We start from the raw sequence: 23,189 nt of genomic DNA on the forward strand, positions 1-23,189 counted from the left end.
TACCCCCCTTTCACGGTATTAATACCAGTTTCCCGGGCAAGGTCTTGGACATAAAATCCTCTTGCGCCTGAACAATGTCACGCAACGGGTAGGTTTTTGAGACCAAAGGCCTGATCCGACCTGCATTCATCAGCACAACAAGTCGGCCAAAGACTTCGGGAGGCTGATGGGTGCAGCCATGGATTGTGATGTCGCGCAGATAGATGTCTCGCAAATCGGCGCTGACGATGGGGCCAGCGATTGCACCTGACACCGCATAGTGCCCGCCGGGTTTCAGCGCCAGTATGAGATCGGGCCAAGCCGAGCCGCCCACCACATCGATGACGACATCGAACATATCCTTCGGCAGCTGCGCATCCCGGTCAAAGGTTGCCGACGCCCCCTGCGCTTTGACCACATCCGCCTTGGCAGCGCTTGTCACCCCCCAGACCGTCGCTCCTCGTAGCGCCGCGAGCTGGACCGCGGCGAGGCCCACACCGCCTGAAGCCCCTGTAATCAGCACTGTGTGGCCTGCCGACACACCAGCGCGAGTCAGCAGGTTTTCTGCGGTCCCAAACGCGCAGGGAATAGCGGCGATTTCCACGTCTGATAGGGGCGAGGCGGTCACATCATAGAGATCATTGCTCTCGACCAGACAGTATTGGGCAAACGCTCCGTCGATTTCTGAACCAAGCGCAATAAAACCATGCGGTCTACCTGGCCCCGGGCGTGGCAAGTTGATAGGACAGGTCACGCGTTGGCCGGGCTTGAACGCTGCCCCCGGTCCAACCTCTTCAACAATCCCACACAGATCACCGCCTTGGATGCGGGGAAAGTGCAGCGCACCTCCCCACCCGCCGGCCTCAACCTGCTGATCTACCGCATCCGTCGCTTCTGTAACATCCGGCGAGTACCAGCCGATCCGCGTGTTGATGTCGGTGTTGTTGACCCCGGCAGCGGCGACGCGCACCAGAACCTGCCCTGGACCGGGGGTCGGAACGGGGACGTCTTCCCGCCATTCCAACACCTCAGGACCTCCATGGCCAGTCAGATATACGCCTTCCATCTGCCGGGTCATATCAGCGCCTTTCTGTCGTAGGGGTCAGGCCCTCAACCGTTCATTTGCAGGATCCCAGAGCGGCTGATCCTCCTGAACAACAGCACGACATTTCTGTCCGTAGATTTCAACCTCTAGCTCAGTTCCCGGGACAGCCAGATCTGCGCGCACCATGCCCAGCGCGACCGAGGCACCAATGCGATACCCCCACGCACCCGATGTGGTTTCACCCACGATCTCATCACCGCTCCAGATGCAGGACATGTAAGGCGCATCGACCTCATCTGCGTCCACGATCAGAGTGACAAAGGACTTTTTAACGCCTTGCTGTTTTTCGTTCTGAATGGCTGCTTTGCCAACAAAATCCTGAGGTTTATCGAGCTTGACAAAGCGCCCCAAACCACCTTCCAGCAGAGAGTAATCTGTGCTTAGGTCGCCTTTCCACGCGCGATAGCCTTTCTCGATCCGCAGCGAATTCAACGCATACATGCCAAAGGGTTTCGCTCCGGCAGCCAGCACAGCTTCGTAGATGGCGGGCATCGCATCATTTTCAGCATGGATTTCCCAACCCAACTCACCCGCGAAAGATACACGGATCAGGAAGGCATCCTGCCCGGCCACTTTGGCGAATTGGTGGGTCAGCCACCCTTGCTGCAAATCTGCATCGGTGATGCCGGACAATACATTCCGCGTCATCGGTCCGGTCACGATCAGTGTGTCGCGCTCGGTTGTGGTTTCCCGAACGGTCACACCTTCGGGCACCGAATTGCGGATCAAATCACCATCGTGCCACTGTGCCGTGGCAGCAGTGATTAGGACGAAATTGTTCTCAGCCAGACGGATACAGGACAGCTCGGTCAAAATGCGCCCTCTTTCATCCGAGACATAGATCAGATTCATGCGCCCTGCTTTAGGGATACCTCCGGTACAGAAGCCACGCAGCCAGTCATCCGCCCCCTCGCCTTGTATCCAGAACCGCGAGAAGCCCGGCAGATCCAGCACCCCGCAGTGATCACGCACGGCTTCGCATTCTTCTTTGACCCGTTGCTCCCAGGGGCCCGAACGTCCCCAGGTATGGGTGGCTTCCAGTGACGTGTCATCGCCGGTTTGCGCAAACCAGTTTGCGCGTTCCCAGCCGTTGTACGCGCCCATGACACCGCCCAATTCCTTGACCTTGGCGTGCACAGGCGAGACCTTCTTGTCGCGTGCGGCAGGCCATTCGTGATGTGGGAAATGCATGGCGTATTCGTTGCCGTAAACTTCCATCCCTTTCTGATTGCAATAATCCTGATCGGTGTAGTCGGTGTAACGACGCGGATCGACGGCCCACATATCCCATTCGGTGTGACCATCGACGATCCATTCGGCCAGAACTTTGCCTGCACCTCCACCTTGGGCGATACCGAAAGTAAAGGTATGAGCCTCGAACGCGTTTGTCACACCCGGCATCGGGCCAATCAACGGCAGACCATCTGGCGCATAGGGGATCGGGCCATTGATGACGCGACCAACGCCCGAGGTTGCCATCAGCGGAACCCGTTCCATCGCATCGGTGACGATATCCTCGATCCGGTCCAGATCATCGTTCCACAGTTGGAAGCTGAAATCCTCGGGCATCGGGTCATCCTCGGTCATCCAGTGGCCCTTGCAATTGGGTTCATAAGGGCCAAGATTGAAGCCATTCTTCTCTTGCCGCAGGTAGTACGAGATATCGACATCGCGCAGCAGCGGCAGCTTCTTGCCACCATTTTCTTTCGACCACGCTTCGATTTCGGGAACTTCGTCAGTCAGCAGATACTGATGGCTCATGACCATTGCCGGGACGGTTCGGCCGCCAAAGGGTTTGAACCATTCCCCTACGCGCTGCGCATAGTAACCGGCGGCGTTCACCACATAATCGCAGGCAATATCACCCTTTTCGGTATGTACGGTCCATGTGCCGTCGTCCTGCTGTGTCACACCGGTTGCCGGGCAGAATCGGATGATCTTTTGCCCCATATCCCGCGCTCCCTTGGCCAGAGCCTGAGTCAGCTGCGCCGGGTCAATGTCACCATCGGTCGGGTCATACAGAACGCCTTCAAGATCATGGGTCTCCAGGAAAGGATAGCGTTCCTTGGCCTCTTCCGGAGTCCACATCTCCATCGGGATGCCTTGATATCGGCCCATGGACATGGCCCGTTCGAATTCCTGCATCCGCTCCTTGCTGTGCGCCAGACGGATCGACCCAGAAACGTGATAGTTCATCGGATAGTCGACCTCGTCCGCGAGGCGCGAATACAGTTCGGTCGAATAGCGCTGCATGTTCATGATCGCCCACGAGGTCGAAAACGTCGGAACGTTACCCGCTGCGTGCCATGTCGAGCCTGCGGTCAGTTCGTTCTTTTCCAGCAGAACACAATCCGTCCAGCCCTTCTTGGCCAGATGATACAGCGATGAACAGCCCACAACGCCGCCGCCGATGATGACCACACGGGCCTTGGTTGGAAAATCACTCATGTGTTTGGTTCCCTATTAGTGTGCCCGCTGGGGCAGGTCGTCTTTGATGTCATAGTAATCGCCCTTGTCCGCAACGAAGATGTGCTGGGCGAGTTTCAACCCGGTCGGCTCATCCAATGAGCCCACGGAAATTGCGATCGTGTCCTCGTCATTGTGCTGCCAGAAGAGGAACGAGCCACAAGCGCGGCAAAATCCGCGCTTGGCAATGTCAGAGGCGCGATACCAGCCCAGCGTTTCGCTGGTGGTAAAGCGGAGATTGTCCTGATGCGTAACGGTCGAGGCCCACAGGTGACCCGACTGTTTGCGACACTGTCCACAATGGCAGGCATTTGGTGGCGTGAGGTCTCCGTCAACAACAAAAGCGACCGCGCCGCACAGACATGATCCGGCATGCATATCCTTACCCCCTCGCTGTCGGCGTCGAACTGGCACCCAGCAAAACGCCATAAATGATGAAACAGGTCGCCATCACGCGGCGTACCCAGATATTGAACACCGCCCCCAACGCAGCCTTGCCCATCAGCGCCCCCAGCAAGGTGAACCCGGTATAGCTGAGCGTCGTGATGACCAGTGCCGTCGGCATGATCACCGCCATCTGCTGCCAGATGGGTACATCCGGCTGCACAAATTGCGAAAACGCCGCAAGGTATCCGGCGACGCTTTTGGGGTTGATCGTGGCAACAGCCAACGCGTGAAAGTAAACATGTCTTGCCGGACGCTCTGATGCCGGAGCGGGTTTCGCTGCGTTCATCCAACCGCGAATGCCCATCCAGATCAGAAACCCGGCCCCGATAAGTTTGGCGACAAAGAAACCCGTTGGCGACGCGGCAATCAACGCTGTGATTCCCACAGCCGAGAGGATCAGGAACACACTCGCCTGAGTCAAAATAGCCAAGACACCCAACATAGCCTTGGAGAACGGCAGGCTCATCCCATTTGAGATGCAATTGACCGCATTCGGCCCCGGGGTGGTAACGAACACCACCCAGAACAGAGCGAATATGGTCCAGGCCTCAAAACTCATCAGTACACCGGCGGGGCGATGACCCAGATGGCCACAGCGGGCTCATCAAAGGGGTTGGACCAAGTGTAGGGCTCGTGCTTGATCCGGAAGCTATCGCCGGGGCCGACCTGAAAGCTGCGCGAGCCGATCGTCAGTTCCAGACGGCCTGAAACCATATAGCCGACTTCCTGCGTCGGCCGGTTTGCCGGGGTCTGCATCTGCGAATGCGGCTCAAAGGTCGAATGCACCATCTCGAAATCATCGGTCAGGTCAGGCGAAAGCAGTTCTTCGATCAACCCTTCTTCACCAGAGCCCATCGGGCGACGGGACCCTGCCCGCACAATATACCCTTGCTCATCCGCCGGCGCAGCGGAATGGGCAAACAGCATCGACATCGGCACACCCAGACATTCGGCAATCTGGCGTAGATCCGAAATCGACGGCTCGGACATGTCACGCTCGACCTGGCTGAGCCAGCCAACGGACCGATCCAATCGGTTGGCGAGCTCAGTCAGAGTCAGCCCACGCGCCTTGCGCAGTGCGCGCAGATCGGCACCGAGGGATGCGCTATGAGGGGCTTGCGAATTCAAGTTGCGCTCCGAGTCTGCGTGAAATTTTCTGTTACTTTTTCACGGTGCCTCGAATCGGTGAAATTTCCAAGCATTTTTTCACTTGGGTCTGCAAATTTAGTTGGCTATGCACGGTCCATGTGGATTGCCGTAATCTATCTTTGGGCCATTAATGCCCTGACTTTGATGGCGTTTGGCTGGGATAAGCTGCGCGCGCGCCGTAGAAGGCGACGCATCCCCGAGCGGCGCTTGTTATGGTTGGCGGCACTAGGTGGCAGCTTGGCCGCGCTACTGGGGCGCTGGATCTTCGGGCACAAGACCCGCAAGCGCGGTTTCTCGGCTTGGCTATACACGATCACAGCGTTTCAGGCCGGGCTTTGCTATCTGATTATGTCCCGAGATCTTGGCGCATTTTTGCGATAGCTCGGAACCCTCTAACGCGCAAATACATCCGTTAGAATAGCACCAAGTGCGGTCGCATCATCTTTGGTAAACGCGTCGGGCTGGTCGCTGTCGATATCAAAGACAGCGATCACGTTACCATTCGCATCCCGCACTGGTAGAACCAACTCGGACCGAGTGGATGACGCACAAGCGATATGGCCGGGGAAAGCATCTACATCCGAAACCAATTGCACTTGCCCTGTACGGGCAGCCGCACCACACACACCGCGTTCAAAAGGGATTACCAGGCAGCCATGCCCCCCCTGATAAGGCCCGATCTTTAGCACTTCGGGCTCAGTTACGCGGTAAAATCCCGTCCAGTCGAATCGGTCGTCCGAGTGATGCACTTCGCATGCCACCGTAGCCATCAATGCAACCTCGTCGGTTTCACCGTCGGTCAAGGCGGCTATGGTTTTGGCGAGTGTGTCGTAGTCGGCTTTCATGTTGGTAGACCTTGCATCCGGGGAACTGCGGGCGCTGCCGCCAATTCCCCGAGTATTTGCAAAAAGACAAAGCGTCAAACGCGTTCTATTGCGATGGCCGTCCCTTCTCCGCCGCCAATGCAGATTGCAGCGACACCGCGCTTGAGATTTCGCTTTTCCAGCGCATTGAGCAGCGTGACCATAATCCGAGCCCCCGAGGCACCTATCGGGTGGCCAAGCGCACATGCGCCGCCATTCACATTCACGATCTCACGGGACAAGCCCATTTCGTGCATGAAGGCCATCGGTACCACGGCGAAGGCTTCGTTAACCTCCCACAAATCGACATCCTCTTTTTTCCAACCGATACGGACCAACAATTTCTGCGCTGCCGGAACCGGAGCAGTTGTGAACAGCCCCGGTGCCTGCGCGTGACTGGCGTGGCCAAGAATTCGTGCGCGCACGGTCAGGCCCTGCTGTTCTGCCGCCTCTGCCGAGGCAAGCACAAGGGCGGCTGCGCCATCCGAGATCGAAGAAGAATTGGCCGCCGTTACCGTTCCATCCTTGCGAAAGGCTGGTTTCAATGTGGGTATCTTCTCGGGCCGCGCCGATTTTGGTTGCTCATCCGCGTCCAGCACAACCTCGCCTTTACGAGCCTGAATCTTGACCTGTGTAATTTCCTGGTCGAACGCATTATTTTCCTGCGCGGACAGCGCGTTCGAAAGCGATCGCAGGGCGTATTCGTCCTGCGCCTCGCGCGTGAACTGATAGGATTCGGCACAGTCCTCGGCAAACGTGCCCATAAGCCGACCTTTGTCATAGGCGTCTTCGAGCCCGTCCAGAAACATGTGATCGACGACCTGCCCATGTCCGATCCGGGCGCCACCGCGCATCTTGGGCAGCAGATAGGGCGCGTTGGTCATGCTCTCCATCCCGCCAGCGACCATGGTCTGAGTATGGCCCAAAGCGATCTGATCAAACGCGATCATTGCGGCCTTCATGCCTGAACCGCACATTTTGTTGAGCGTTGTGGCAGGTACATCTTCTCCCAGACCGGCGGCAAACCCAGCCTGACGCGCCGGGGCCTGTCCCTGGCCGGCAGGCAGGACGCAGCCCATCAGCACCTCATCCACGGTCCGAATGCTAGCACCCTCCAGCGCTGCGCGGATAGCAGCACCGCCCAGATCAGCAGCGGCGACGCCGTCAAACATGCCCTGAAAGCCGCCCATTGGTGTACGCGCGGCACCTGCTATCACAACCTCGTTCATCCGAAATCTCCTTGAACTTTCCAGCCTATGGATACCGAATGGTAAGAATTACCGTCTAGCGTATTTCTACCATCATTTTGCATTGCCAAAGGCGGACGAACATGGGGCTCAGCAGCGAGATCACCGGCGAGACACAGATAATATCCGTTCATTGTGATCGAATTGATGCCGCGATGGCGATTCAATTCAAGGAAGATATGCGCGCGGAAACCCAAACCCCTGCCAAACGGGTGGTGTTGGATTTGTCTTCTGTCGAATTCATCGACTCCAGCGGTCTGGGCGCCATTGTCGCCTCGATGAAACAATTGGAGAAAGGGCGCAGATTGGATCTGGCCGGGTTGCGCCCGATCGTTGAAAAAGTGTTCCGCCTGACCCGCATGGACACCGTGTTCAGACTTTTCAAATCGCTGGATGAGGCGATCGGCGCTGGTGCAGACTGACGACCGGCAGAGGTGGAACAGCGTGTGCTCGAATTGCAAACAAAACTGCCTGGAGGTGAGCTTTCCCGCGACACAAGCGCAGGCCAGCGCAGGGATCGCGGCATTGAGCGCACGGCTGGCGGCGCAGGGATTGCCGGAAAGCAAAGCAGATGACGTAAGAATCGCGCTGACCGAAGCGATCAACAACGTGGTCGAACATGCCTATGCCGGGGTGGCCGCCGCTGACGTTCAAATCGATTGCTCATTATGTGCAAAGAAGCTGGTGATTCAGATCACCGATACCGGCGACCCGATGCCCGAATTGCAGATACCGAGCGGCACTCCACCATCTGTCGACACTGCTTTGCAGGACCTGCCCGAGGGCGGCTTTGGCTGGCACCTGATTCATCAACTTGCCAGCGACATACAATATGAACGCAAAAGCGGCGGGAACCTGCTCTGCTTGCGGTTCGACTTCGACCAGATGCCCTAGCAGGCATCAAATGGCCACAATAAGGCCTAGATCGAACCATTGTCGCGCCGCAAACAAAGGTCATAAGTAAGGGGTAGCTCAGATAGCTTCCCTCGGCGCCTAGCGTCACAGCCCCCACCCAGTGAGCGGCGCCGAGGACCTCCTTCCTCTGATAGCATTGGACAATTCCCAGCTGCGGCTTAGTGTCTGCGTGTTTGCAGAAGGAAAGACCCATGCGCGATTTTCACAAGACAGGCCGTTCTGAAGTTTTGGCAACCGAAGGGATGTGCGCAACGTCCCATCCGTTGGCCGCCAAAATCGCGCTGGATATTCTGCAGCAGGGCGGCAATGCCATGGACGCAGCCATTGCAGGCGCAGTGCTTCTGGGAATTTGCGAGCCGCAAATGACCGGCTTGGGTGGAGATTGCTTTGTTCTGTACAATCGCGCAGGCGAGCAGACTGTTCGCGCACTAAACGGTTCGGGTCGGGCCGCGGCAGCAGCGGATGCACAGGCATTGCGGGATCGCGGTTCAAATTCGGTTCCCGAGACCAGCCCGGATGCCGTGACAATTCCCGGAGCGGTTGAGGCATTCTGCCGTTTAGCAAAAACCGAAGGTCGGCTGGGCCTGGAAGCAATCCTGCAACCCGCAATCCATTATGCCGAGTCAGGTGTTCCGGTGGCTCCACGCGTTGCCTTTGATTGGAAGAACAGCGCATCCACCCTGCAAGGCGCGGCCCGTGATCATTACCTGATTGACGGCAAACCCCTGCAAACCGGGCAGGTTTTTCGCGCACCCGGTCAGGCAGAAGTTCTTCGGCGCGTGGCCCAACACGGTCAAAAGGCATTTTATTCTGGTGAGATTGTCGATGACATGCTTGCGGCCCTGTCCGATCTGGGTGGAGTACAGACTGCGCAGGATTTCGCGGCCGTGCAAAGCGATGAAACTGTGCCCGTCAGCGGAGATTATGGCGGGGTCGAACTGGTCGAGCACCCACCGAATGGTCAGGGCGCGACGGCAATCCTGTTGCTGAATATCTTGAAGCACTTCGATCTGGCCGCAATGGACCCTTGGGGGGCTGAACGCGTACATATCGAAGCCGAGGCCAGCAAACTGGCCTACGACGCACGCAATCGTTTCATCGCCGATCCCGACCACAGCACGCGGATGGCTCATTTTCTTGCACCTGAGACAGCCGCCCAACTTGCCGCGCTGATCAATCCGAAACGCGCCATGGCTGCCGCCGCTCCCTTGACCGAGTCTGTTCACAAAGACACCGTCTATATCACCGTGGTTGACCGGGATCGCATGGCCGTTTCACTTATTTATTCGATCTACCACGGGTTCGGGTCGGGCATCGCTTCGGAAAAGTTCGGCATTTTGCTGCAGAATCGGGGGGCGGGTTTCAACCTCGAACCCGGTCATCCAAATGAGCTTGCCGGTGGAAAGCGACCAATGCACACAATCATACCGGGAATGTTGCGCGCCCAAGGCCGCATCGCGATGCCCTTTGGTGTCATGGGAGGTGCCTATCAACCAACCGGACACGCGCGGTTAGTGTCAAATCTCACGGATTTCGACATAGAGCTGCAGGAAGCCATCGATGCGCCTCGGGCATTTGCAGATGGGGGCGTTCTGAAAATTGAGCGAGGCTATTCCGATGCCGTTCTGCAACAATTATCCGATATGGGGCACACTGTCCAAATACCGGAAACGTCTCTGGGTGGTGCGCAAGCCATTCGAATCTGTTCAAACGGAGTTCTGGAAGGTGCTAGCGATCCCCGTAAAGATGGTTGCGCATTAGGCTACTGACACACGCCATTATGACGGACATATTCAGTTCAACTGAAAGTGCAGCGGATAAGATCCATCCTGAAACGGGCCGAACATGTTGGGGATATCGGGATGGTCTACCGGCTCACCCGATTGGTCCTCAACCAGATTTTGTTCTGAAACATAAGCGACATAGAAGGATTGATCATTCTCAGCCAGCAAATGATAGAACGGCTGATCCTTCAGCGGGCGACTGTCTTCAGGAATGGCCTGATACCATTCTTCCGAGTTCGAGAATTCCGGATCGACATCAAAAATGACCCCTCGAAAAGGGTGTCTACGGTGTCGAACCACCTGTCCCAGGCGGTACTTGGCTTGTGTCTTTAGCATTGTTTCGGCCCCCAAAGCATTTAGTACATCTTTTCGGGCAGAAAAGCCAACCAATGAGCTGAAATTCGGGGAAACAGTCTGTGAACCTACTCCTAACAGTGTTCGAAATCGTTGCCCCGGTGTTCCTTCTGGCCGGGATCGGGTTTGCGTGGGTCAAGCTCGGGTTCGAGTATCGGTTACAATTTGTCACGCGGTTTGCGGTGACGCTTGCAGTGCCCAGCCTGATCTTCGTAGCTTTGATGCAAACCGACATTCCTGGCGGTGAATTGACCGTTTTCACGCTCGCTGCGATTGCATCACATGTTGCTTTGGCGGTGGTTTTCTGGGTCTTTGTACGTGCCTCAGGGCTTGAGCAGCGGACCTATCTGTCACCTCTTATCTTCGGTAACACTGGGAATCTGGGCCTGCCTTTGTGCATCTTTGCCTTTGGGCAGGCTGGATTGGGTTTCGCGGTGATCTTTTTGGCCGTTACCGCTCTGTTTTCTTTTACCTACGGTATCTATCTGGTCGCGGGGCGCGGCGCCTTTGGCAAGGTTCTGCGCGAGCCGATGGTCTGGGCCACGCTGCTGGGGGCATTGTTTCTGTGGCGTGGATGGCAGACGCCACTGTTTCTAACCAACACACTGGAACTGTTGGGCCAGATGGCGGTGCCTATGATGCTGATCACCCTTGGGGTCGCGATTGCACGCCTGACAACACAGAAGCTGCAACAGGCTATATGGTTGTCCTTGCTGAAACTCGCGGTGTGCTTCGGGTTGGGCTGGGTTCTTGCCATCAGTTTTGAACTGGGCCCTGTGGCTTTCGGAGTTTTAGTTTTGCAGATGTGTACCCCAGTCGCTGTCACCTCATACCTGCTGGCAGAGCGGTTTGAGGCGGATTCAGATGCGGTTGCAGGCATGGTCATGGTCTCGACCGTGCTATCGGTTGCCGCACTGCCTATAATTCTCGCTATTATTCTGTAACGATTGTGATTTCCTCAGAGCTCAATCTGCGCTAGAATAAAGAAAAAAGGCACGAGGCACATGAGCAGAATTCTTTTCGTACTCTTCGGGGTGCTGCTTTTGGCATCCTGTGGTGGCGGGTCCAAACAGCCACCGAGCAGACTGAATGACGCGTGCAGCATTGCGCGCGAAAAACCCGATTATATCAAGGCTTTCAAAAGCACCGAGCGCAAATGGGGTGTCCCCGTTCACGTTCAGATGGCCACGATTTACCAAGAAAGCCGTTATCGCGCAGATGCGCGCACACCGCACAAATACGTGCTGGGCGTCATCCCGATGGGTCGCCAAAGCAGTGCTTACGGCTATGGTCAGGCACTTGATGGCACGTGGGAGCAGTATCAGCGCGAAACCGGCAAACGCCGCGCCAAGCGGGATCGCATCCGTGATGCGTCAGATTTCATTGGCTGGTACATGAACAAAAGCTATGAGCGGAACGGGATTCATCCCACCGACGCGCGTAACCAATACCTGGCCTATCACGAAGGGCAAACCGGCTACGCGCGCGGCAGCTACAACGGCAAATCTTGGCTGTTGAACGTTGCGAATGATGTAGACGCCCGAGCGCAACTGTATCAGGCGCAGCTGGCGAACTGCCGTTACTAAACAAACCCTGTCAGGTCAGCGATCGTCTGACCTGATACGGGTTTTGCTTGAAAACACGCTGGAATCGAGGTTTCCGCCTTCAGTCAACGGCCCCAGCAGTACGGTCGTTTGACTTCCAGCGTTATCGTGGATCACCCATTTGCGCAGCTCAACCGGATTGGATGTGAACATTAACTCGATCCGCCCGCTTTCCGGATTCTTGGGGTCCTGAGCCGTCACAACCGTGGCGGTACCGTCAAAATCGTGCCCAACAACCATATTGGCTTGCCCCAGATTGACATTCCGCGCCAACACCAGTGACAGCGGTGTGCGTTTCAGCGGGTACTGTTCGGGCGGCTGATTGGATTTGGGGTCAAAGATCTGCACCGTCCCTGACCGCGCCAAAACTACCGCGCTGTTGGGCGGATCATATTCGAACCGCATTTTTCCGGGCCGCTCGAGCCACAGCTTACCGGTGCTAAGCGATCCGTCATCATTCACCTGCGTGAATGTGGTCTGAACCGTCTTCATCTGGTTCAGGTAGTTAGAGATTTGCGACAGTGGCAGCTTTTCAGCCGCCCACGCGGCGGGCGCAGCCAGTGTCAGAGCAAGGGCAAAAGCAATCTGTTTCATAGGACCCAGATAGGCGTTCTGCCCTTGTTATTAAATATCTTACTGCTCGGGGACGAGGATTTCGCGTTTTCCAACGTGATTTGCCCCGGAAACAACGCCTTCGTCCTCCATCTGCTCAACAAGCCGCGCAGCTTTGTTGTAGCCAATGGCAAGTTTTCGCTGAATGTAGGACGTCGAGCATTTGCGATCTTTGATCACAATCGCCACTGCCTGGTCGTAAAGGGCGTCTTCTCCGTTCGTGTTGCCACCCGTGTTCAGGCCCAGAACAGCGTCGATATTGTCAGCCTTTTCCTCAGCCGGGCCATCGACCACGCCGCTCATGTAGGTCGGCGGACCGAACTGTTTCAAGTGGTTGACGATTTCTTCGACCTCTTCATCCGAGACAAACGGACCGTGACAACGGGTGATCTTCGCCCCGCCCGCCATATACAGCATGTCGCCCTGCCCCAGAAGTTGTTCGGCACCCATCTCGCCCAAAATGGTGCGACTGTCGACTTTCGAAGTCACCTGGAACGAAATCCGGGTCGGGAAGTTCGCCTTGATCGTCCCGGTGATCACATCAACAGAGGGGCGCTGAGTGGCCATGATCAGGTGAATGCCCGAAGCCCGCGCCATCTGCGCCAGACGCTGGATGCAGGCCTCGATCTCCTTGCCCGCGACCATCATCAGGTCGGCCATTTCGTCGACGATCACAACGATATAAGGCATTGCTTCGGGCGCGAATTCTTCGGTCTCGAACATTGGCTCGCCGGTTTCATCGTCAAAGCCGGTCTGGACCGTGCGGCTGAACATCTCGCCCTTGGACAGCGCATCCTTCACGCGGCCGTTGTAGCCCGCGATATTGCGCACGCCCATTTTGGACATTTTGCGATAGCGATCCTCCATCTCGCCCACGACCCATTTCAGGGCCACAACCGCCTTTTTCGGGTCGGTCACAACGGGCGAGAGCAGGTGCGGGATACCGTCATAGACCGACAGTTCCAACATCTTGGGGTCGATCATGATCAGGCGGCACTCATCCGGCGTTAGCTTATAAAGCAGCGACAGGATCATCGTATTGATTGCCACCGACTTACCGGAACCAGTCGTACCAGCGATCAAGAGGTGAGGCATTTTTGCCAAGTTCGCCACCACGGACTCACCGCCGATATCCTTGCCCAACGCCAAGGGCAGCGCATGATTACCATCGCCGAAATCGCGACTGGCGAGGATTTCGCGCAGCACCACCATCTCACGGTTTTCATTGGGCAGTTCAATGCCAATAACCGAGCGCCCCGGTAGAGTTGAAACCCGCGCGGACAAAGCCGACATTGAGCGCGCGATATCGTCGGCCAAACCGATCACACGGCTGGCTTTTAAACCCGGTGCAGGCTCCAATTCGTACATGGTCACAACCGGACCGGGGCGGACGCTGACGATCTCACCCTTGACGCCGTAGTCATCCAGCACGTTTTCCAGCATCCGCGCATTTTCCTCGAGCGCTTCATCGCTTAGGTGATGGCGTTGGATGCTTGCAGGGTTGGACAGAAGGCCCAGCGGTGGCAGTTCGAAGTCGGAATGCCGTTCCTCGAAAGAAAGTGTCGGCTGTGCTTCGGCTTGCGCCCTGCGCGAAGGTGGAGGAGTGCGTCGGACCGGTTGAGCTACTACAGGTTTACGCGGCTCAGCGACAGGAATCTTGACAGCCTGTCTCGGTTGGAGCGCGGGTTCGGGGGCATCATCAAACACTGCCCCATCATCATAGTCCGGTTCGGAAACATAGTCCTGCTGCATCCAATTATCAGCCTCGGAGTCAGCCGCCAGCGTCTCAACATCAGATCCTGCTGTCAGCGGTGGTTCGGGTGGCAAACCTGCAGAGGTCATCGGGGGTTCGGGCGGCAACTCGTCTGCCGCGCCAGAGTTCAAAATCAACGGGTCCGGTCCCCTGCCCCGCCCTTTGGTCAATGGCAAGTTGGGATCGGGTTCGGGCGTTAGCACACCAGCGGCCACTTTACGATTGCGCACAGCGGCGGAAATCTTGGACCGGATGCGATCCTCACCCGGCATGTCGTAATACCCTTCGACCGCAACGTTTTCGACCAACTCAGGCTCGGGCATTGGGTCAGGACGACGGATCAGGGAAGGCATCCGAGCCAGAAGGCCTGTCTTGGCGACAGGTTCCTGCGCTTCAATCTCAGGGTCTTCAAAGACCGGATCAGCGTAGGCCAGGTCGTCGTCAAAATCCGCCTGAACCGGAACTGCACGTTCGGCCTTGCGCTCGGCCCATTGGGCCTTCCGGTCCCGTGCTGCCCGCGCTGTCGCCGATGCCCCGCGTCCCAGCGCGTTCATCAACAGATCATAGGCCATGACCAGTCCCAACAGAAACGCCCGGAAGCCATTGCGAACGTCCGCTTTGCCGAAACCCAACACAAATACACCCAGAGCCAGCATACCGACCGCCATCGCCAGCGACATCAGCTTGACCAGGAAATGCGATGAGATCGGCAACAACGTCAAAATCGCGCCCATCACTGTATCGCCGAATAGACCGCCCAAGCCATAGCTGTGCGTCGCCCGCCATTCGGCACCCGGTACCAGAGTCGCTGCATAGACAGCCAGAACGGCGATCCAGATCGGCGCAAAAATCAGGCGGGCAATGGCACGGTCTTCACCTAAATGACCTGCAAATCGAACGCCCCAAGTGATCAGCACCAAGGCGACACCCAAGCTGCCCCAACCCACGATCATAAATAACGGCGCGGCAATCGAGGCCCCGACGCGCCCCATCCAGTTTTGCACGGGCGCATCGGTCGAAACCATCCAGTTTGGATCATCGGGCGTATAGGACCAGATCATCGCTGCAGCGGCCAACCCCAACAGGATCAAAGCGATCCCGATCAGTTCTTTGCTACGCCGTTCAATGGCGGCTTGCGTGTTGCTGTCCAGCAGCGGGTCACGGTTTCGCGCGTTATATGATGCCATTTTGCCCTCGTACCTCACGAATAGATGCAGTCGCGGAGTGTAATCAGCCCGCGCTTCATCTCTGTTTTTGGGGCCACCATCGCGACCCGGATAAATTGCTCGCCCGGGTTTTGCCCCGGATCACCTTGAGAAAGATATGCGCCCGGCAGAACCCGTACGCCGGTTTCCTGCCAAAGCTTCAATGCGGTTTCTTCGCCGTTTTCGACGGGTAGCCACAGGAAGAACCCGGCCTCGGGCGGCATGTAGCCCTGTACGCCTGCGAAAACCTCATCCGCGACGGCGTATTTCTCCTGATACAGCGCGCGGTTTTCCTGCACATGCGCTTCATCGGCCCAAACCTTGGCGGCGGCGGCCTGCAGCGGGGCGGGCAAAGGGGCACCCGCATAGCTGCGCAACAGTTTGACACGGCTGATTGTTTCAGGTCCACCTGCGATCAGCCCCGACCGCAGCCCGGCCAAGTTCGACCGCTTGGACAGAGAGTTGAACAGCGTGACACGTTCGGGGTCAGCACCCAGTTCCTGCGCAACGGTCAGCGCGCCAACCGGCGCGGCGTCGCGGTAGATTTCGGAATAGCATTCATCGGCAAAGATACGGAAATCGTACTTTTCAGCCAATTGAATCAGCTCGGCCCAGTAATCGCGCGAGGCGACCGCCCCCTGAGGGTTCGCGGGCGAGCAGATATAGGCTACAGCAGTACGGTTCAGAACCTCTTCGGGCAGGCCTGCATAGTCTGGCAAATGGCCAGTGGCAGCGGTTGCCGGCACGAAATATGGCTGCGCACCGACCGAAATCGAGGCAACCATGTAGACCTGATAGAAGGGGTTCGGGCACAGAATGATCGGTTGCTGCCCATTTTTCTGCTCGGGGCAGAGCGCCATTGCAGCGTTATAAAGACCCTCGCGCGTACCGTTCAGTGCCATCACATTGGCATCTGCATCCATCGGCACACCATAGCGGCGGTTGATCCAACCCGTGATCGCTGCGCGCAATTCAGGTGAGCCTTCGTTCGGGGGATAGCCCTGAAACCCGGCGGCGTTTTCCATGATCACGTCGGTCACCCAAGATGGGAAATCATGCTTGGGCTCGCCAATGGTCATGTGAACGACTTCACCACCCGGCTGATGATGATCCAACAGGGCGCGTAGACGCGGAAATGCGTATTCCGGTAGGTTCGAAAACCGCTCGGGGAAATTCATGATACTGCCTCAATTTCGGGGTCATTTTGCGCCCCGTTTTATGGCAGATTACAGATCGACCCGGGCTTCGTCCAGACAAAGAGGTGCCGAATCAGGGGATTGTGGCATTCAGGTCAAAGCGCTTTCGGCTGCTGACCCGAGCCGTAACAAGGCCTCTTCCGACCCCGGATAGCCCAACATCATCAGCCCGCAACCGGGTGTTCCCGTGGGCAAAGTCAGTGCCGCAAGCCCCATCAGATTGCCGATCCGGGTGTTGCGGAGAGCCAAGAGATTTTCGGTAACATAGTAGTCATGATCATTCATCAACCGGTCGAGATTGGGCGGTAGGATCGGGGCCGTCGGCGCAAGCACGGCGTCAAAGCCCGCAGTGGCCGCATCCCAAGCCTGTCGACAAGCGGTTAGTTTCGACCAAGCGGCCACGTAATCGGGGCCGGAATAGGCCTTGCCCATTCGGAACCGTTCAAGGATTTCGGGATACATCGCCTCGGGGTTCGCTTCTATCACATCTCGCCACAAGCCGTAGGCTTCGGTTGTATAGAGCACACCCGACAGGCTCATCGCTTCGTTCAGCTCAGGCACGTCAAGCGGAACGATCTCGGCCCCGGCCTCTTTCAGGCGCGCCAGCGCCTCATCATAGGCCTTAGCGGGTGCTTCGCGCAGATCGTCCTTGGCCACGTTCTGCAAATCAGCAAAGCGGCGACCGATCAATGACGCCCCGCGCAGATCAGCCGGGGCGGTGCCCTCAAGCGCGGCAAGCATATGTGCGGCGTCCTCAACTGATCGCGCCAGCGGCCCAACGGTATCGAATTTCAGACACAGCGGCACGACGCCCTCAAGGCTAACGCGCCCCGCCGTGGTTTTCAGCCCCACCAGATCGTTCCAGGCCGAGGGAATCCGCACCGATCCACCCGTGTCCGAGCCAACGCCGCCTGCAGCAAGCCCCCAAGCCACCGAAGCTCCTGCACCTGAAGATGAGCCGCCCGGCACTGCGTCTTCGTCATTCACGCATGGAGGCGTAGCCGTCACAGGGTTTAGACCCAAACCCGAGAACGCCAATTCGCTCATATGCGTTTTACCCAGACAGACCGTACCCATCGCGGTCGCGTTCCGCACCACCTGCGCATCGGATTCGGGCACGCGGCCTTCCAACAGGGCCGAACCGGCCTCGGTCCCTACGCCTGCCGTGTCAAACAGGTCTTTCCAGCTGATCGGGACGCCATCCAACAAAGACCGACGTAGGCCAAGCTTTGCCCGCTCTTGCGCCGCAAGGGCCTCGGCGCGGGCGCGATCGTGGGTCACCCGGGCATAGATCCGATCGCGATGTGGATGGGCGTCAATCGCGCTGAGATAAGTTTCTGTCAGTTCAACCGGATCGATCTGCCCCATTCCGATGCCACGGCCCAAATCACATGCCGTCATGGTCAGCCAGTCTTGCATCCGGTCCCCTCCCGAGTAATTCCGTGATCGGACGGTAGCGACAGGACCGCACATGGACAATCCCGAAAGGGCGCGCATATTGCAGCACATGGAACACAGATCCGATATCCTGATCGTTGGTGGTGGCCTGAATGGCCCTGCCCTTGCGCTGGCGCTGGCCCAGACCGGGCATTCAGTCACGGTTGTTGACGCTCTGGCAGAGAAAGTGCGCAAGAATGCGGCCTTCGACGGGCGCGCCTACGCGCTTGCATTGGCGTCGCAACGTCTGCTCGACGCGATAGGCGTTTGGAAAAAGGTGGAAAAGCACGCCCAGCCGATGCTGGAGATCAAGGTAACGGATGGTCATGCCGGTGCCGGACCTTCCCCGTTCTTCATGCATTTTGATCATACCGAGATCGAAGAAGGCCCGATGGGCTATATGGTCGAAGATCGCCACCTGCGGCGGGCTTTTCTGGAGGCCATGACCGAACAAGACGGGGTTACCGAAATCAGCGGAAAAACGGTCGTGTCTCAGGACATCTCGGCAAACGGGGCAACGCTGACGCTGGATGACGGGTCCACCTTGTCCGGCAGCCTTCTGGTGGGTTGCGATGGCCGCCGCAGCGGGACCGCTCTGCGCGCCGGAATCAAGCGAACCGGCTGGGACTATGGCCAGACCGCTCTGGTCTGCGCCATTGAACACGAGCTACCGCATCACGGTATCGCCCATCAGTTCTTCATGCCCCCCGGCCCGTTGGCGATTCTGCCGCTGACCGGGAACCGCAGTTCCATCGTCTGGAGCGAACGCACTGAGACGTCCGCGCAGATCAATGCGCTGCCCGAGGCAGATTACCTACAAGTTCTGCGCCCGCGCTTTGGCGATTTCCTGGGGGATATCCGCCTGCAGGGTGACCGGTTCACATACCCGTTGAACCTGACCATCGCCAATTCCTTCATCTCGGACCGGTTGGCTTTGGTCGGAGACGCCGCCCATGGCATGCACCCCATCGCCGGGCAAGGCCTGAACGCAGGTCTGCGTGATGTCGGTGCATTGGCCGAGGTTCTGACCCTTGCGGGACGACGTGGCGAGGATATCGGATCAACGCTTGTGCTGGAGCGCTATCAAGAGTGGCGCCGGTTCGACACAGCCTCGCTTGCGATGGCGACTGATGTGTTCAACAAGCTGTTTTCGAACGATAATCCCCTGCTCCGCATAGGTCGGGATATTGGAATGGGTATCGTCGGATCGCTGCCCGGGCTGCGCCGAGGTTTCGTGCGCGAGGCTGCAGGTCTGACCGGAGATCTGCCGAAACTGCTGCAGGGACACCCGATCTAGTCCAGCTCTCGGGCCTCATCCACTAGCATCACTGGAATACCGTTGCGGATTGGAAAGGCCAGAGCGGCGGCTTTTGACACCAGCTCTTGCCGTTCGGCATCATAGTGCAGCGTCGTGTGGGTCTGCGGACAAATCAACGCCTCAAGCATATGGCGGTCAAAGGCGTGTTCGGTATCGCTCATTGCAGTTTTTCCTCATTCGATCCGCCGCGCATGGCGAATTCAATCAATGTCACCAAGGTCTCGCGCCGGGTGCGTAAGCAAGGGGCCTCAAGCAAAGCCTGCTTTTCCTCGGGGTCAAATTCCAGCATCATGGACAGGGAATTGACCAAAAGCTCATCATCTGCATCTTTCATTGTGTCCCAATCGGTGGACAACAGACGGGACGAAAAAAACCGTTCCAACAGCCGCAGGAACCTGTTCCGATCAAAACCATCATCCACCTCGGCCTTGCCGAGATCTCGGTCAAACCCGTCCCAGGACACCGAAACCCGGCGATACGGGGTGAAACTGTCCAACTCTGATTTGACCCTGAACCGAGAGATTCCCGTCAGCGTAATCAGATACCTGCCATCTTCGGTCTCGGAAAACTGGGTGACCCGTCCAGCGCAGCCGATCTGGTGCAGCTTGGTTTCGTCGCCCTGACAGGTATTCGGTTGCACCATCCCGATCAGGCGTTCTTGCGTTTTCAGCGCGTCGTCCAGCATCTGTAGGTAGCGCGGCTCAAAAATATGCAGCGGCAGGCGAGACCGTGGCAGCAGCAGCGCTCCGGGCAAAGGGAAAACGGATACCGTTTCCGGCAAATCGGCAGGATGCATCATGTTCCCGAGTTTAGTTCTGATCGGGGATTAGGCAAATATCATCGAGCTGAGCTTGCGCCGCCCGTTCAGAACAATCGGGTCATTGGGCTTGAGCGCATCGAAAATTGTGAAGAGCTGCGCCTTTGCTGCCCCATCATTCCACTCGCGATCGCGGCGGAACAATTCCAACAGTTGAGCCACTGCCTCTTCGACATCGCCATTGGCATGCAGGGCCTGCGCCAGATCGAAACGGGCTTGATGGTTGTCTGGCTCGGCCTCAACTGTTGCAGTCAACTCACCTACCGGACCAGCATCTGCAGCCTGCTTGGCCAATTCCAGTTGCGCATGGGCCGCTTCAACCTCGGGTGAAGTGGAAATCTCGGCAGGCGCACCATTGAGGATCGCCTCAGCCTGATCCAGATCCCCCGATGCAATATGCGCGCGCACCAACCCGCCATAAGCGGCGGCGTGATTGGTGTCTTCACCGAGTATGGCGGCAAAAGTCTGTGCCGCGTCTACAGCGGCCCCCTCGGTCAACATTTCTTCGGCAGCCTGCACAGCATCATCCAGTTGACCACCCGGGCTTTCACCGCCCGCGGCTTCGATCACACGATCGATAAAGGCCTTGATCTCGGACCCTGGCAAAGCGCCCTGAAACCCGTCGATCGGTTGGCCTTTGTGAAATGCATAGACCATCGGAATCGACTGGATGCGCAGTTGTCCTGCAATCATCTGCGCTTCGTCCACGTTGATCTTGACCATCTTGACCGCACCCTTGGCAGCGGTCACGGCCTCTTCCAACGCCGGGCCCAGCGTTTTGCAGGGGCCGCACCAAGGCGCCCAGAAGTCAACGATGATCGGCGTCTCTTGTGAGGCTTCGACCACATCGGCCATGAAGGTGGCCTCGGTCCCGTCTTTAATCAGATCAGTGGCTTGGGGGCTGCCTGCGCCGTTCAGAAGGTCCATGGCTTATACTCTCTGGTTCGAACTTGCGCCCTATATGCAGTCCAATGCGGCAGAAACCAAGGGGAGAGTTCGGCGAATTTGCTTCGGTCAGACGTCAAACGTGGCAAATACCGGGGCATGATCACTGGGTTTTTCCCATCCGCGCGCGTCGCGCAGAATGCGGCTGGAATGACCCGCGTTCGAGATATCGGGCGTAGCCCAGACATGATCCAGCCTGCGTCCCTTGTCGGCGGCATCCCAATCTCGTGCCCGATAAGACCACCAGCTGTATAGCTGGCCCTCGGGAATATCCTGCCGGGTGATATCGACCCAGCCACCTGCATCCTGAGTCTCGGCCAGCGTTTCAACCTCGATCGGCGTATGTGAAACCACCTTCAGCAACTGCTTGTGCGACCAGACATCATCTTCGCGGGGCGCAATATTCAGATCGCCCACCAGAATGGACTTTTTCGGCTTTTCCGCACGGAACCAATCTCGCATGTCAGCGAGGTAATCCAGCTTTTGGCCAAACTTCTCGTTCACTTCGCGATCCGGCACGTCGCCCCCAGCGGGGACATAGAAATTATGAATGGTTACGCCATTCTCCAACCGCCCCGCAATGTGTCGCGCATGACCCAGACCCGCGAAATCCTTATCCCCTACTTCCTCAAGCGGAAGGCGCGACAGTATGGCGACGCCGTTATACCCCTTCTGGCCCCGCGCAATCATATGCGTATAGCCCAGCTCGGCGAACCCTTCGGTCGGGATTTTGTCGACCGGCGATTTGCATTCCTGTAGACACAGCACATCCGGTGCCTCTTCCTGCAGCAATTTCAGAACGATAGGCTCGCGCAGGCGGACCGAATTGATGTTCCATGTGGCAAGGGTGAAGGGCATATCCGGGGGTTCCTTTGTCGAAGTTGCCGCAGGTTAGCGCGGCGCCAAGCGAGGTGCCATCGAAAAACAAAGCAATGTTGCCTGACCCGGCGGTTACGGAAACTTGCAAAGTTTCCGGTCCGATTTCATTGAATGAAATCGGATGCCCGGTGCCGATATCGCCCTGCACGATACAGTTGCACCCTACGAAAAAAGCCGGGCCATCAGGCCCGGCAGTCCAACAGGGAGGTGCATGTCATAACCCGGACATGCGCGGGTTGGGAGTAATCTAAAGATGCCTACAGAGTATCACTTTGATCCAAGTCAATCCACCATTAGTCAAGCAACAAGGCGATATCCGCCCGATTCTGTGACCAAAAGGCGTGCATTCGACGGGTCGGGTTCAATCTTCTGACGCAGACGATAGATATGGGTTTCAAGGGTGTGTGTTGTAACGCCCGCGTTGTAACCCCAGACTTCGTGCAACAAAACATCACGTGCAACGACGCCGTCAGTTGATCGATAGAGGAACTTGAGAATGTTAGTCTCTTTCTCGGTCAGGCGGATCTTGCGATCATCTTCGGTCATCAGCATCTTCATGGCCGGTTTGAAGGTGTAGGGCCCCAGAACAAAGACCGCATCCTCGGATTGTTCATGCTGGCGCAGTTGGGCCCGAATCCGGGCCAGAAGAACCGGAAATTTAAAAGGCTTGCTGACATAATCATTAGCGCCAGCATCAAGGCCCAGGATCGTGTCAGCATCGCTGTCGTGCCCAGTCAGCATCAGCACCGGGCTTTTGACGCCCTGCTTGCGCATCAGGCGACACAGCTCACGGCCATCGGTATCCGGCAGGCCGACATCCAGAATCACCAGATCGTAAATTGCTTCGCGCGCGCGCTCCATTGCCGACGCGCCATCGGACGCCTCGAACACGTCAAAGTCTTCGGTCATGACAAGTTGCTCGCTGAGCGCCTCGCGCAGGTCTTCGTCGTCATCCACCAGCAGGATTTTCTTGAGCTGAGCCATGTACGGTCCTCCTAAGCCTTTTCCATCACTTGCGTATGAAGAATGCAATCAGCAAGATTTGCTGCAATCGTCTCACGCCCTCGTGTCTGACGCCGAGGAAATGTTTCACATTTTCCGGTGATCGGGGTAG

24 protein-coding genes are annotated in these 23,189 nt (G+C 57.4%); 7 read left to right on the forward strand and 17 right to left on the reverse strand.

Annotation, left to right across the window (positions count from 1 at the left end; genetic code table 11):
- Nucleotides 1-10: 10 nt before the first annotated feature.
- From ACR0NM_RS18560 to ACR0NM_RS18580, 5 genes are read right to left on the reverse strand one after another with little or no spacing between them, the layout of a single operon-like run.
- Nucleotides 11-1,057, reverse strand: a complete 1,047-nt coding sequence (locus ACR0NM_RS18560; protein ID WP_480616112.1) for an alcohol dehydrogenase family protein — start codon at nt 1,055-1,057, stop codon at nt 11-13.
- 24 nt (nt 1,058-1,081) lie between these two features.
- Nucleotides 1,082-3,532, reverse strand: coding sequence for a GcvT family protein (locus ACR0NM_RS18565; protein WP_480616114.1), 2,451 nt, complete (start codon nt 3,530-3,532; stop codon nt 1,082-1,084).
- A 15-nt stretch (nt 3,533-3,547) separates the two neighbouring features.
- A complete protein-coding gene (locus tag ACR0NM_RS18570; RefSeq protein WP_170508877.1) occupies nt 3,548-3,928 on the reverse strand; it encodes a GFA family protein in 381 nt (126 codons plus the stop codon).
- Nucleotides 3,929-3,932: 4 nt separating this feature from the next.
- Nucleotides 3,933-4,556, reverse strand: coding sequence for a LysE family transporter (locus ACR0NM_RS18575; RefSeq protein WP_170398791.1), 624 nt, complete (start codon nt 4,554-4,556; stop codon nt 3,933-3,935).
- Nucleotides 4,556-5,125, reverse strand: a complete 570-nt coding sequence (locus ACR0NM_RS18580; protein WP_170398796.1) for an XRE family transcriptional regulator — start codon at nt 5,123-5,125, stop codon at nt 4,556-4,558. The genes ACR0NM_RS18575 and ACR0NM_RS18580 overlap by 1 nt, the downstream gene beginning before the upstream one ends.
- A 117-nt stretch (nt 5,126-5,242) precedes the next feature.
- Between ACR0NM_RS18580 and ACR0NM_RS18585 the strand changes: the two genes are divergently transcribed.
- Nucleotides 5,243-5,527 (forward strand): DUF1294 domain-containing protein, encoded by a 285-nt coding sequence (locus ACR0NM_RS18585; RefSeq protein ID WP_170406651.1) that lies wholly within the window; start codon nt 5,243-5,245, stop codon nt 5,525-5,527.
- 11 nt (nt 5,528-5,538) lie between these two features.
- Here ACR0NM_RS18585 and ACR0NM_RS18590 read toward each other — a convergent pair whose 3' ends face one another.
- Both ACR0NM_RS18590 and ACR0NM_RS18595 read right to left on the reverse strand, forming a co-directional pair.
- Nucleotides 5,539-5,991 carry a GAF domain-containing protein gene (locus tag ACR0NM_RS18590; RefSeq protein ID WP_170425832.1) on the reverse strand — a complete coding sequence of 151 codons (453 nt, stop codon included), beginning with the start codon at nt 5,989-5,991 and terminating at the stop codon, nt 5,539-5,541.
- A gap of 74 nt (nt 5,992-6,065) precedes the next feature.
- Nucleotides 6,066-7,238: a thiolase family protein gene (locus tag ACR0NM_RS18595; protein ID WP_480616116.1), complete on the reverse strand. Its 1,173-nt coding sequence runs from the start codon at nt 7,236-7,238 to the stop codon at nt 6,066-6,068.
- 101 nt (nt 7,239-7,339) lie between these two features.
- Between ACR0NM_RS18595 and ACR0NM_RS18600 the strand changes: the two genes are divergently transcribed.
- The 3 genes from ACR0NM_RS18600 (at nt 7,340) to ggt (ending at nt 9,940) form a co-directional block, all read left to right on the forward strand.
- Nucleotides 7,340-7,678, forward strand: coding sequence for an STAS domain-containing protein (locus tag ACR0NM_RS18600; protein WP_480590898.1), 339 nt, complete (start codon nt 7,340-7,342; stop codon nt 7,676-7,678).
- Nucleotides 7,679-7,733: 55 nt separating this feature from the next.
- Nucleotides 7,734-8,150, forward strand: coding sequence for an ATP-binding protein (locus ACR0NM_RS18605; RefSeq protein WP_480616118.1), 417 nt, complete (start codon nt 7,734-7,736; stop codon nt 8,148-8,150).
- 212 nt (nt 8,151-8,362) lie between these two features.
- A complete protein-coding gene (gene ggt, locus ACR0NM_RS18610) occupies nt 8,363-9,940 on the forward strand; it encodes a gamma-glutamyltransferase (RefSeq protein WP_480616120.1) in 1,578 nt (525 codons plus the stop codon).
- Between the two features lie 24 nt (nt 9,941-9,964).
- Here ggt and hspQ read toward each other — a convergent pair whose 3' ends face one another.
- Complete coding sequence (gene hspQ, locus ACR0NM_RS18615; RefSeq protein ID WP_170398818.1) at nt 9,965-10,291, reverse strand: heat shock protein HspQ; 327 nt, start codon at nt 10,289-10,291, stop codon at nt 9,965-9,967.
- An 80-nt stretch (nt 10,292-10,371) separates the two neighbouring features.
- Between hspQ and ACR0NM_RS18620 the strand changes: the two genes are divergently transcribed.
- Nucleotides 10,372-11,253, forward strand: a complete 882-nt coding sequence (locus ACR0NM_RS18620; protein WP_170611299.1) for an AEC family transporter — start codon at nt 10,372-10,374, stop codon at nt 11,251-11,253.
- Between the two features lie 60 nt (nt 11,254-11,313).
- The gene (locus ACR0NM_RS18625; protein WP_170596806.1) at nt 11,314-11,895 is read left to right on the forward strand and encodes a transglycosylase SLT domain-containing protein; all 582 of its coding nucleotides are present in this window, start codon (nt 11,314-11,316) and stop codon (nt 11,893-11,895) included.
- Between the two features lie 15 nt (nt 11,896-11,910).
- On the opposite strand, the gene ACR0NM_RS18630 is transcribed toward ACR0NM_RS18625, so the two are convergent.
- The 4 genes from ACR0NM_RS18630 to ACR0NM_RS18645 all read right to left on the reverse strand — a co-directional run bounded on the left by ACR0NM_RS18630 (nt 11,911) and on the right by ACR0NM_RS18645 (nt 18,098).
- The gene (locus ACR0NM_RS18630; RefSeq protein WP_170398828.1) at nt 11,911-12,507 is read right to left on the reverse strand and encodes a LolA family protein; all 597 of its coding nucleotides are present in this window, start codon (nt 12,505-12,507) and stop codon (nt 11,911-11,913) included.
- Nucleotides 12,508-12,546: 39 nt separating this feature from the next.
- The gene (locus tag ACR0NM_RS18635) at nt 12,547-15,465 is read right to left on the reverse strand and encodes a DNA translocase FtsK (protein WP_480616122.1); all 2,919 of its coding nucleotides are present in this window, start codon (nt 15,463-15,465) and stop codon (nt 12,547-12,549) included.
- Nucleotides 15,466-15,479: 14 nt separating this feature from the next.
- Nucleotides 15,480-16,661 carry an aminotransferase class I/II-fold pyridoxal phosphate-dependent enzyme gene (locus ACR0NM_RS18640; protein WP_480616124.1) on the reverse strand — a complete coding sequence of 394 codons (1,182 nt, stop codon included), beginning with the start codon at nt 16,659-16,661 and terminating at the stop codon, nt 15,480-15,482.
- Nucleotides 16,662-16,769: 108 nt separating this feature from the next.
- Nucleotides 16,770-18,098 (reverse strand): amidase, encoded by a 1,329-nt coding sequence (locus ACR0NM_RS18645; RefSeq protein ID WP_480616126.1) that lies wholly within the window; start codon nt 18,096-18,098, stop codon nt 16,770-16,772.
- A 52-nt stretch (nt 18,099-18,150) separates the two neighbouring features.
- On the opposite strand from ACR0NM_RS18645, the gene ACR0NM_RS18650 reads away from it, so the two are divergent.
- Nucleotides 18,151-19,413 carry an FAD-dependent monooxygenase gene (locus tag ACR0NM_RS18650; RefSeq protein ID WP_480616128.1) on the forward strand — a complete coding sequence of 421 codons (1,263 nt, stop codon included), beginning with the start codon at nt 18,151-18,153 and terminating at the stop codon, nt 19,411-19,413.
- Here the strand turns inward: ACR0NM_RS18650 and ACR0NM_RS18655 are convergent.
- The 5 genes from ACR0NM_RS18655 to ACR0NM_RS18675 all read right to left on the reverse strand — a co-directional run bounded on the left by ACR0NM_RS18655 (nt 19,410) and on the right by ACR0NM_RS18675 (nt 23,059).
- The gene (locus ACR0NM_RS18655; protein ID WP_170398842.1) at nt 19,410-19,595 is read right to left on the reverse strand and encodes a Trm112 family protein; all 186 of its coding nucleotides are present in this window, start codon (nt 19,593-19,595) and stop codon (nt 19,410-19,412) included. The genes ACR0NM_RS18650 and ACR0NM_RS18655 overlap by 4 nt on opposite strands.
- Nucleotides 19,592-20,233 (reverse strand): LON peptidase substrate-binding domain-containing protein, encoded by a 642-nt coding sequence (locus tag ACR0NM_RS18660; protein WP_480616130.1) that lies wholly within the window; start codon nt 20,231-20,233, stop codon nt 19,592-19,594. The genes ACR0NM_RS18655 and ACR0NM_RS18660 overlap by 4 nt, the downstream gene beginning before the upstream one ends.
- A 27-nt stretch (nt 20,234-20,260) precedes the next feature.
- A complete protein-coding gene (locus ACR0NM_RS18665; protein WP_480616132.1) occupies nt 20,261-21,178 on the reverse strand; it encodes a tetratricopeptide repeat protein in 918 nt (305 codons plus the stop codon).
- 87 nt (nt 21,179-21,265) lie between these two features.
- Entirely contained in the window at nt 21,266-22,054 is a 789-nt protein-coding gene (locus ACR0NM_RS18670) for an exodeoxyribonuclease III (RefSeq protein ID WP_170596801.1), read from the reverse strand.
- Between the two features lie 318 nt (nt 22,055-22,372).
- Nucleotides 22,373-23,059, reverse strand: coding sequence for a response regulator transcription factor (locus ACR0NM_RS18675; protein ID WP_170398869.1), 687 nt, complete (start codon nt 23,057-23,059; stop codon nt 22,373-22,375).
- Between the last annotated feature and the right edge of the window lie 130 nt (nt 23,060-23,189).

It is taken from the genome of Ruegeria sp. AF2 (assembly GCF_056542025.1).

Excerpts from the sequence above, each read along its gene's own strand:
- ACR0NM_RS18560 (WP_480616112.1), bottom strand. The coding sequence starts at position 1,057 with ATGACCCGGCAGATGGAAGGCGTATATCTGACTGGCCATGGAGGTCCT.
- ACR0NM_RS18635 (WP_480616122.1), bottom strand. The coding sequence starts at position 15,465 with ATGGCATCATATAACGCGCGAAACCGTGACCCGCTGCTGGACAGCAAC.
- ACR0NM_RS18585 (WP_170406651.1), top strand. The coding sequence starts at position 5,243 with ATGTGGATTGCCGTAATCTATCTTTGGGCCATTAATGCCCTGACTTTG.
- ACR0NM_RS18575 (WP_170398791.1), bottom strand. The coding sequence starts at position 4,556 with ATGAGTTTTGAGGCCTGGACCATATTCGCTCTGTTCTGGGTGGTGTTC.
- ACR0NM_RS18670 (WP_170596801.1), bottom strand. The coding sequence starts at position 22,054 with ATGCCCTTCACCCTTGCCACATGGAACATCAATTCGGTCCGCCTGCGC.
- ACR0NM_RS18595 (WP_480616116.1), bottom strand. The coding sequence starts at position 7,238 with ATGAACGAGGTTGTGATAGCAGGTGCCGCGCGTACACCAATGGGCGGC.
- ACR0NM_RS18565 (WP_480616114.1), bottom strand. The coding sequence starts at position 3,532 with ATGAGTGATTTTCCAACCAAGGCCCGTGTGGTCATCATCGGCGGCGGC.
- ACR0NM_RS18640 (WP_480616124.1), bottom strand. The coding sequence starts at position 16,661 with ATGAATTTCCCCGAGCGGTTTTCGAACCTACCGGAATACGCATTTCCG.
- ACR0NM_RS18665 (WP_480616132.1), bottom strand. The coding sequence starts at position 21,178 with ATGGACCTTCTGAACGGCGCAGGCAGCCCCCAAGCCACTGATCTGATT.
- ACR0NM_RS18630 (WP_170398828.1), bottom strand. The coding sequence starts at position 12,507 with ATGAAACAGATTGCTTTTGCCCTTGCTCTGACACTGGCTGCGCCCGCC.
- ACR0NM_RS18655 (WP_170398842.1), bottom strand. The coding sequence starts at position 19,595 with ATGAGCGATACCGAACACGCCTTTGACCGCCATATGCTTGAGGCGTTG.
- ACR0NM_RS18660 (WP_480616130.1), bottom strand. The coding sequence starts at position 20,233 with ATGATGCATCCTGCCGATTTGCCGGAAACGGTATCCGTTTTCCCTTTG.
- ACR0NM_RS18645 (WP_480616126.1), bottom strand. The coding sequence starts at position 18,098 with ATGCAAGACTGGCTGACCATGACGGCATGTGATTTGGGCCGTGGCATC.
- ACR0NM_RS18570 (WP_170508877.1), bottom strand. The coding sequence starts at position 3,928 with ATGCATGCCGGATCATGTCTGTGCGGCGCGGTCGCTTTTGTTGTTGAC.
- hspQ (WP_170398818.1), bottom strand. The coding sequence starts at position 10,291 with ATGCTAAAGACACAAGCCAAGTACCGCCTGGGACAGGTGGTTCGACAC.
- ACR0NM_RS18600 (WP_480590898.1), top strand. The coding sequence starts at position 7,340 with ATGGGGCTCAGCAGCGAGATCACCGGCGAGACACAGATAATATCCGTT.
- ACR0NM_RS18675 (WP_170398869.1), bottom strand. The coding sequence starts at position 23,059 with ATGGCTCAGCTCAAGAAAATCCTGCTGGTGGATGACGACGAAGACCTG.
- ACR0NM_RS18590 (WP_170425832.1), bottom strand. The coding sequence starts at position 5,991 with ATGAAAGCCGACTACGACACACTCGCCAAAACCATAGCCGCCTTGACC.
- ACR0NM_RS18625 (WP_170596806.1), top strand. The coding sequence starts at position 11,314 with ATGAGCAGAATTCTTTTCGTACTCTTCGGGGTGCTGCTTTTGGCATCC.
- ACR0NM_RS18650 (WP_480616128.1), top strand. The coding sequence starts at position 18,151 with ATGGACAATCCCGAAAGGGCGCGCATATTGCAGCACATGGAACACAGA.
- ggt (WP_480616120.1), top strand. The coding sequence starts at position 8,363 with ATGCGCGATTTTCACAAGACAGGCCGTTCTGAAGTTTTGGCAACCGAA.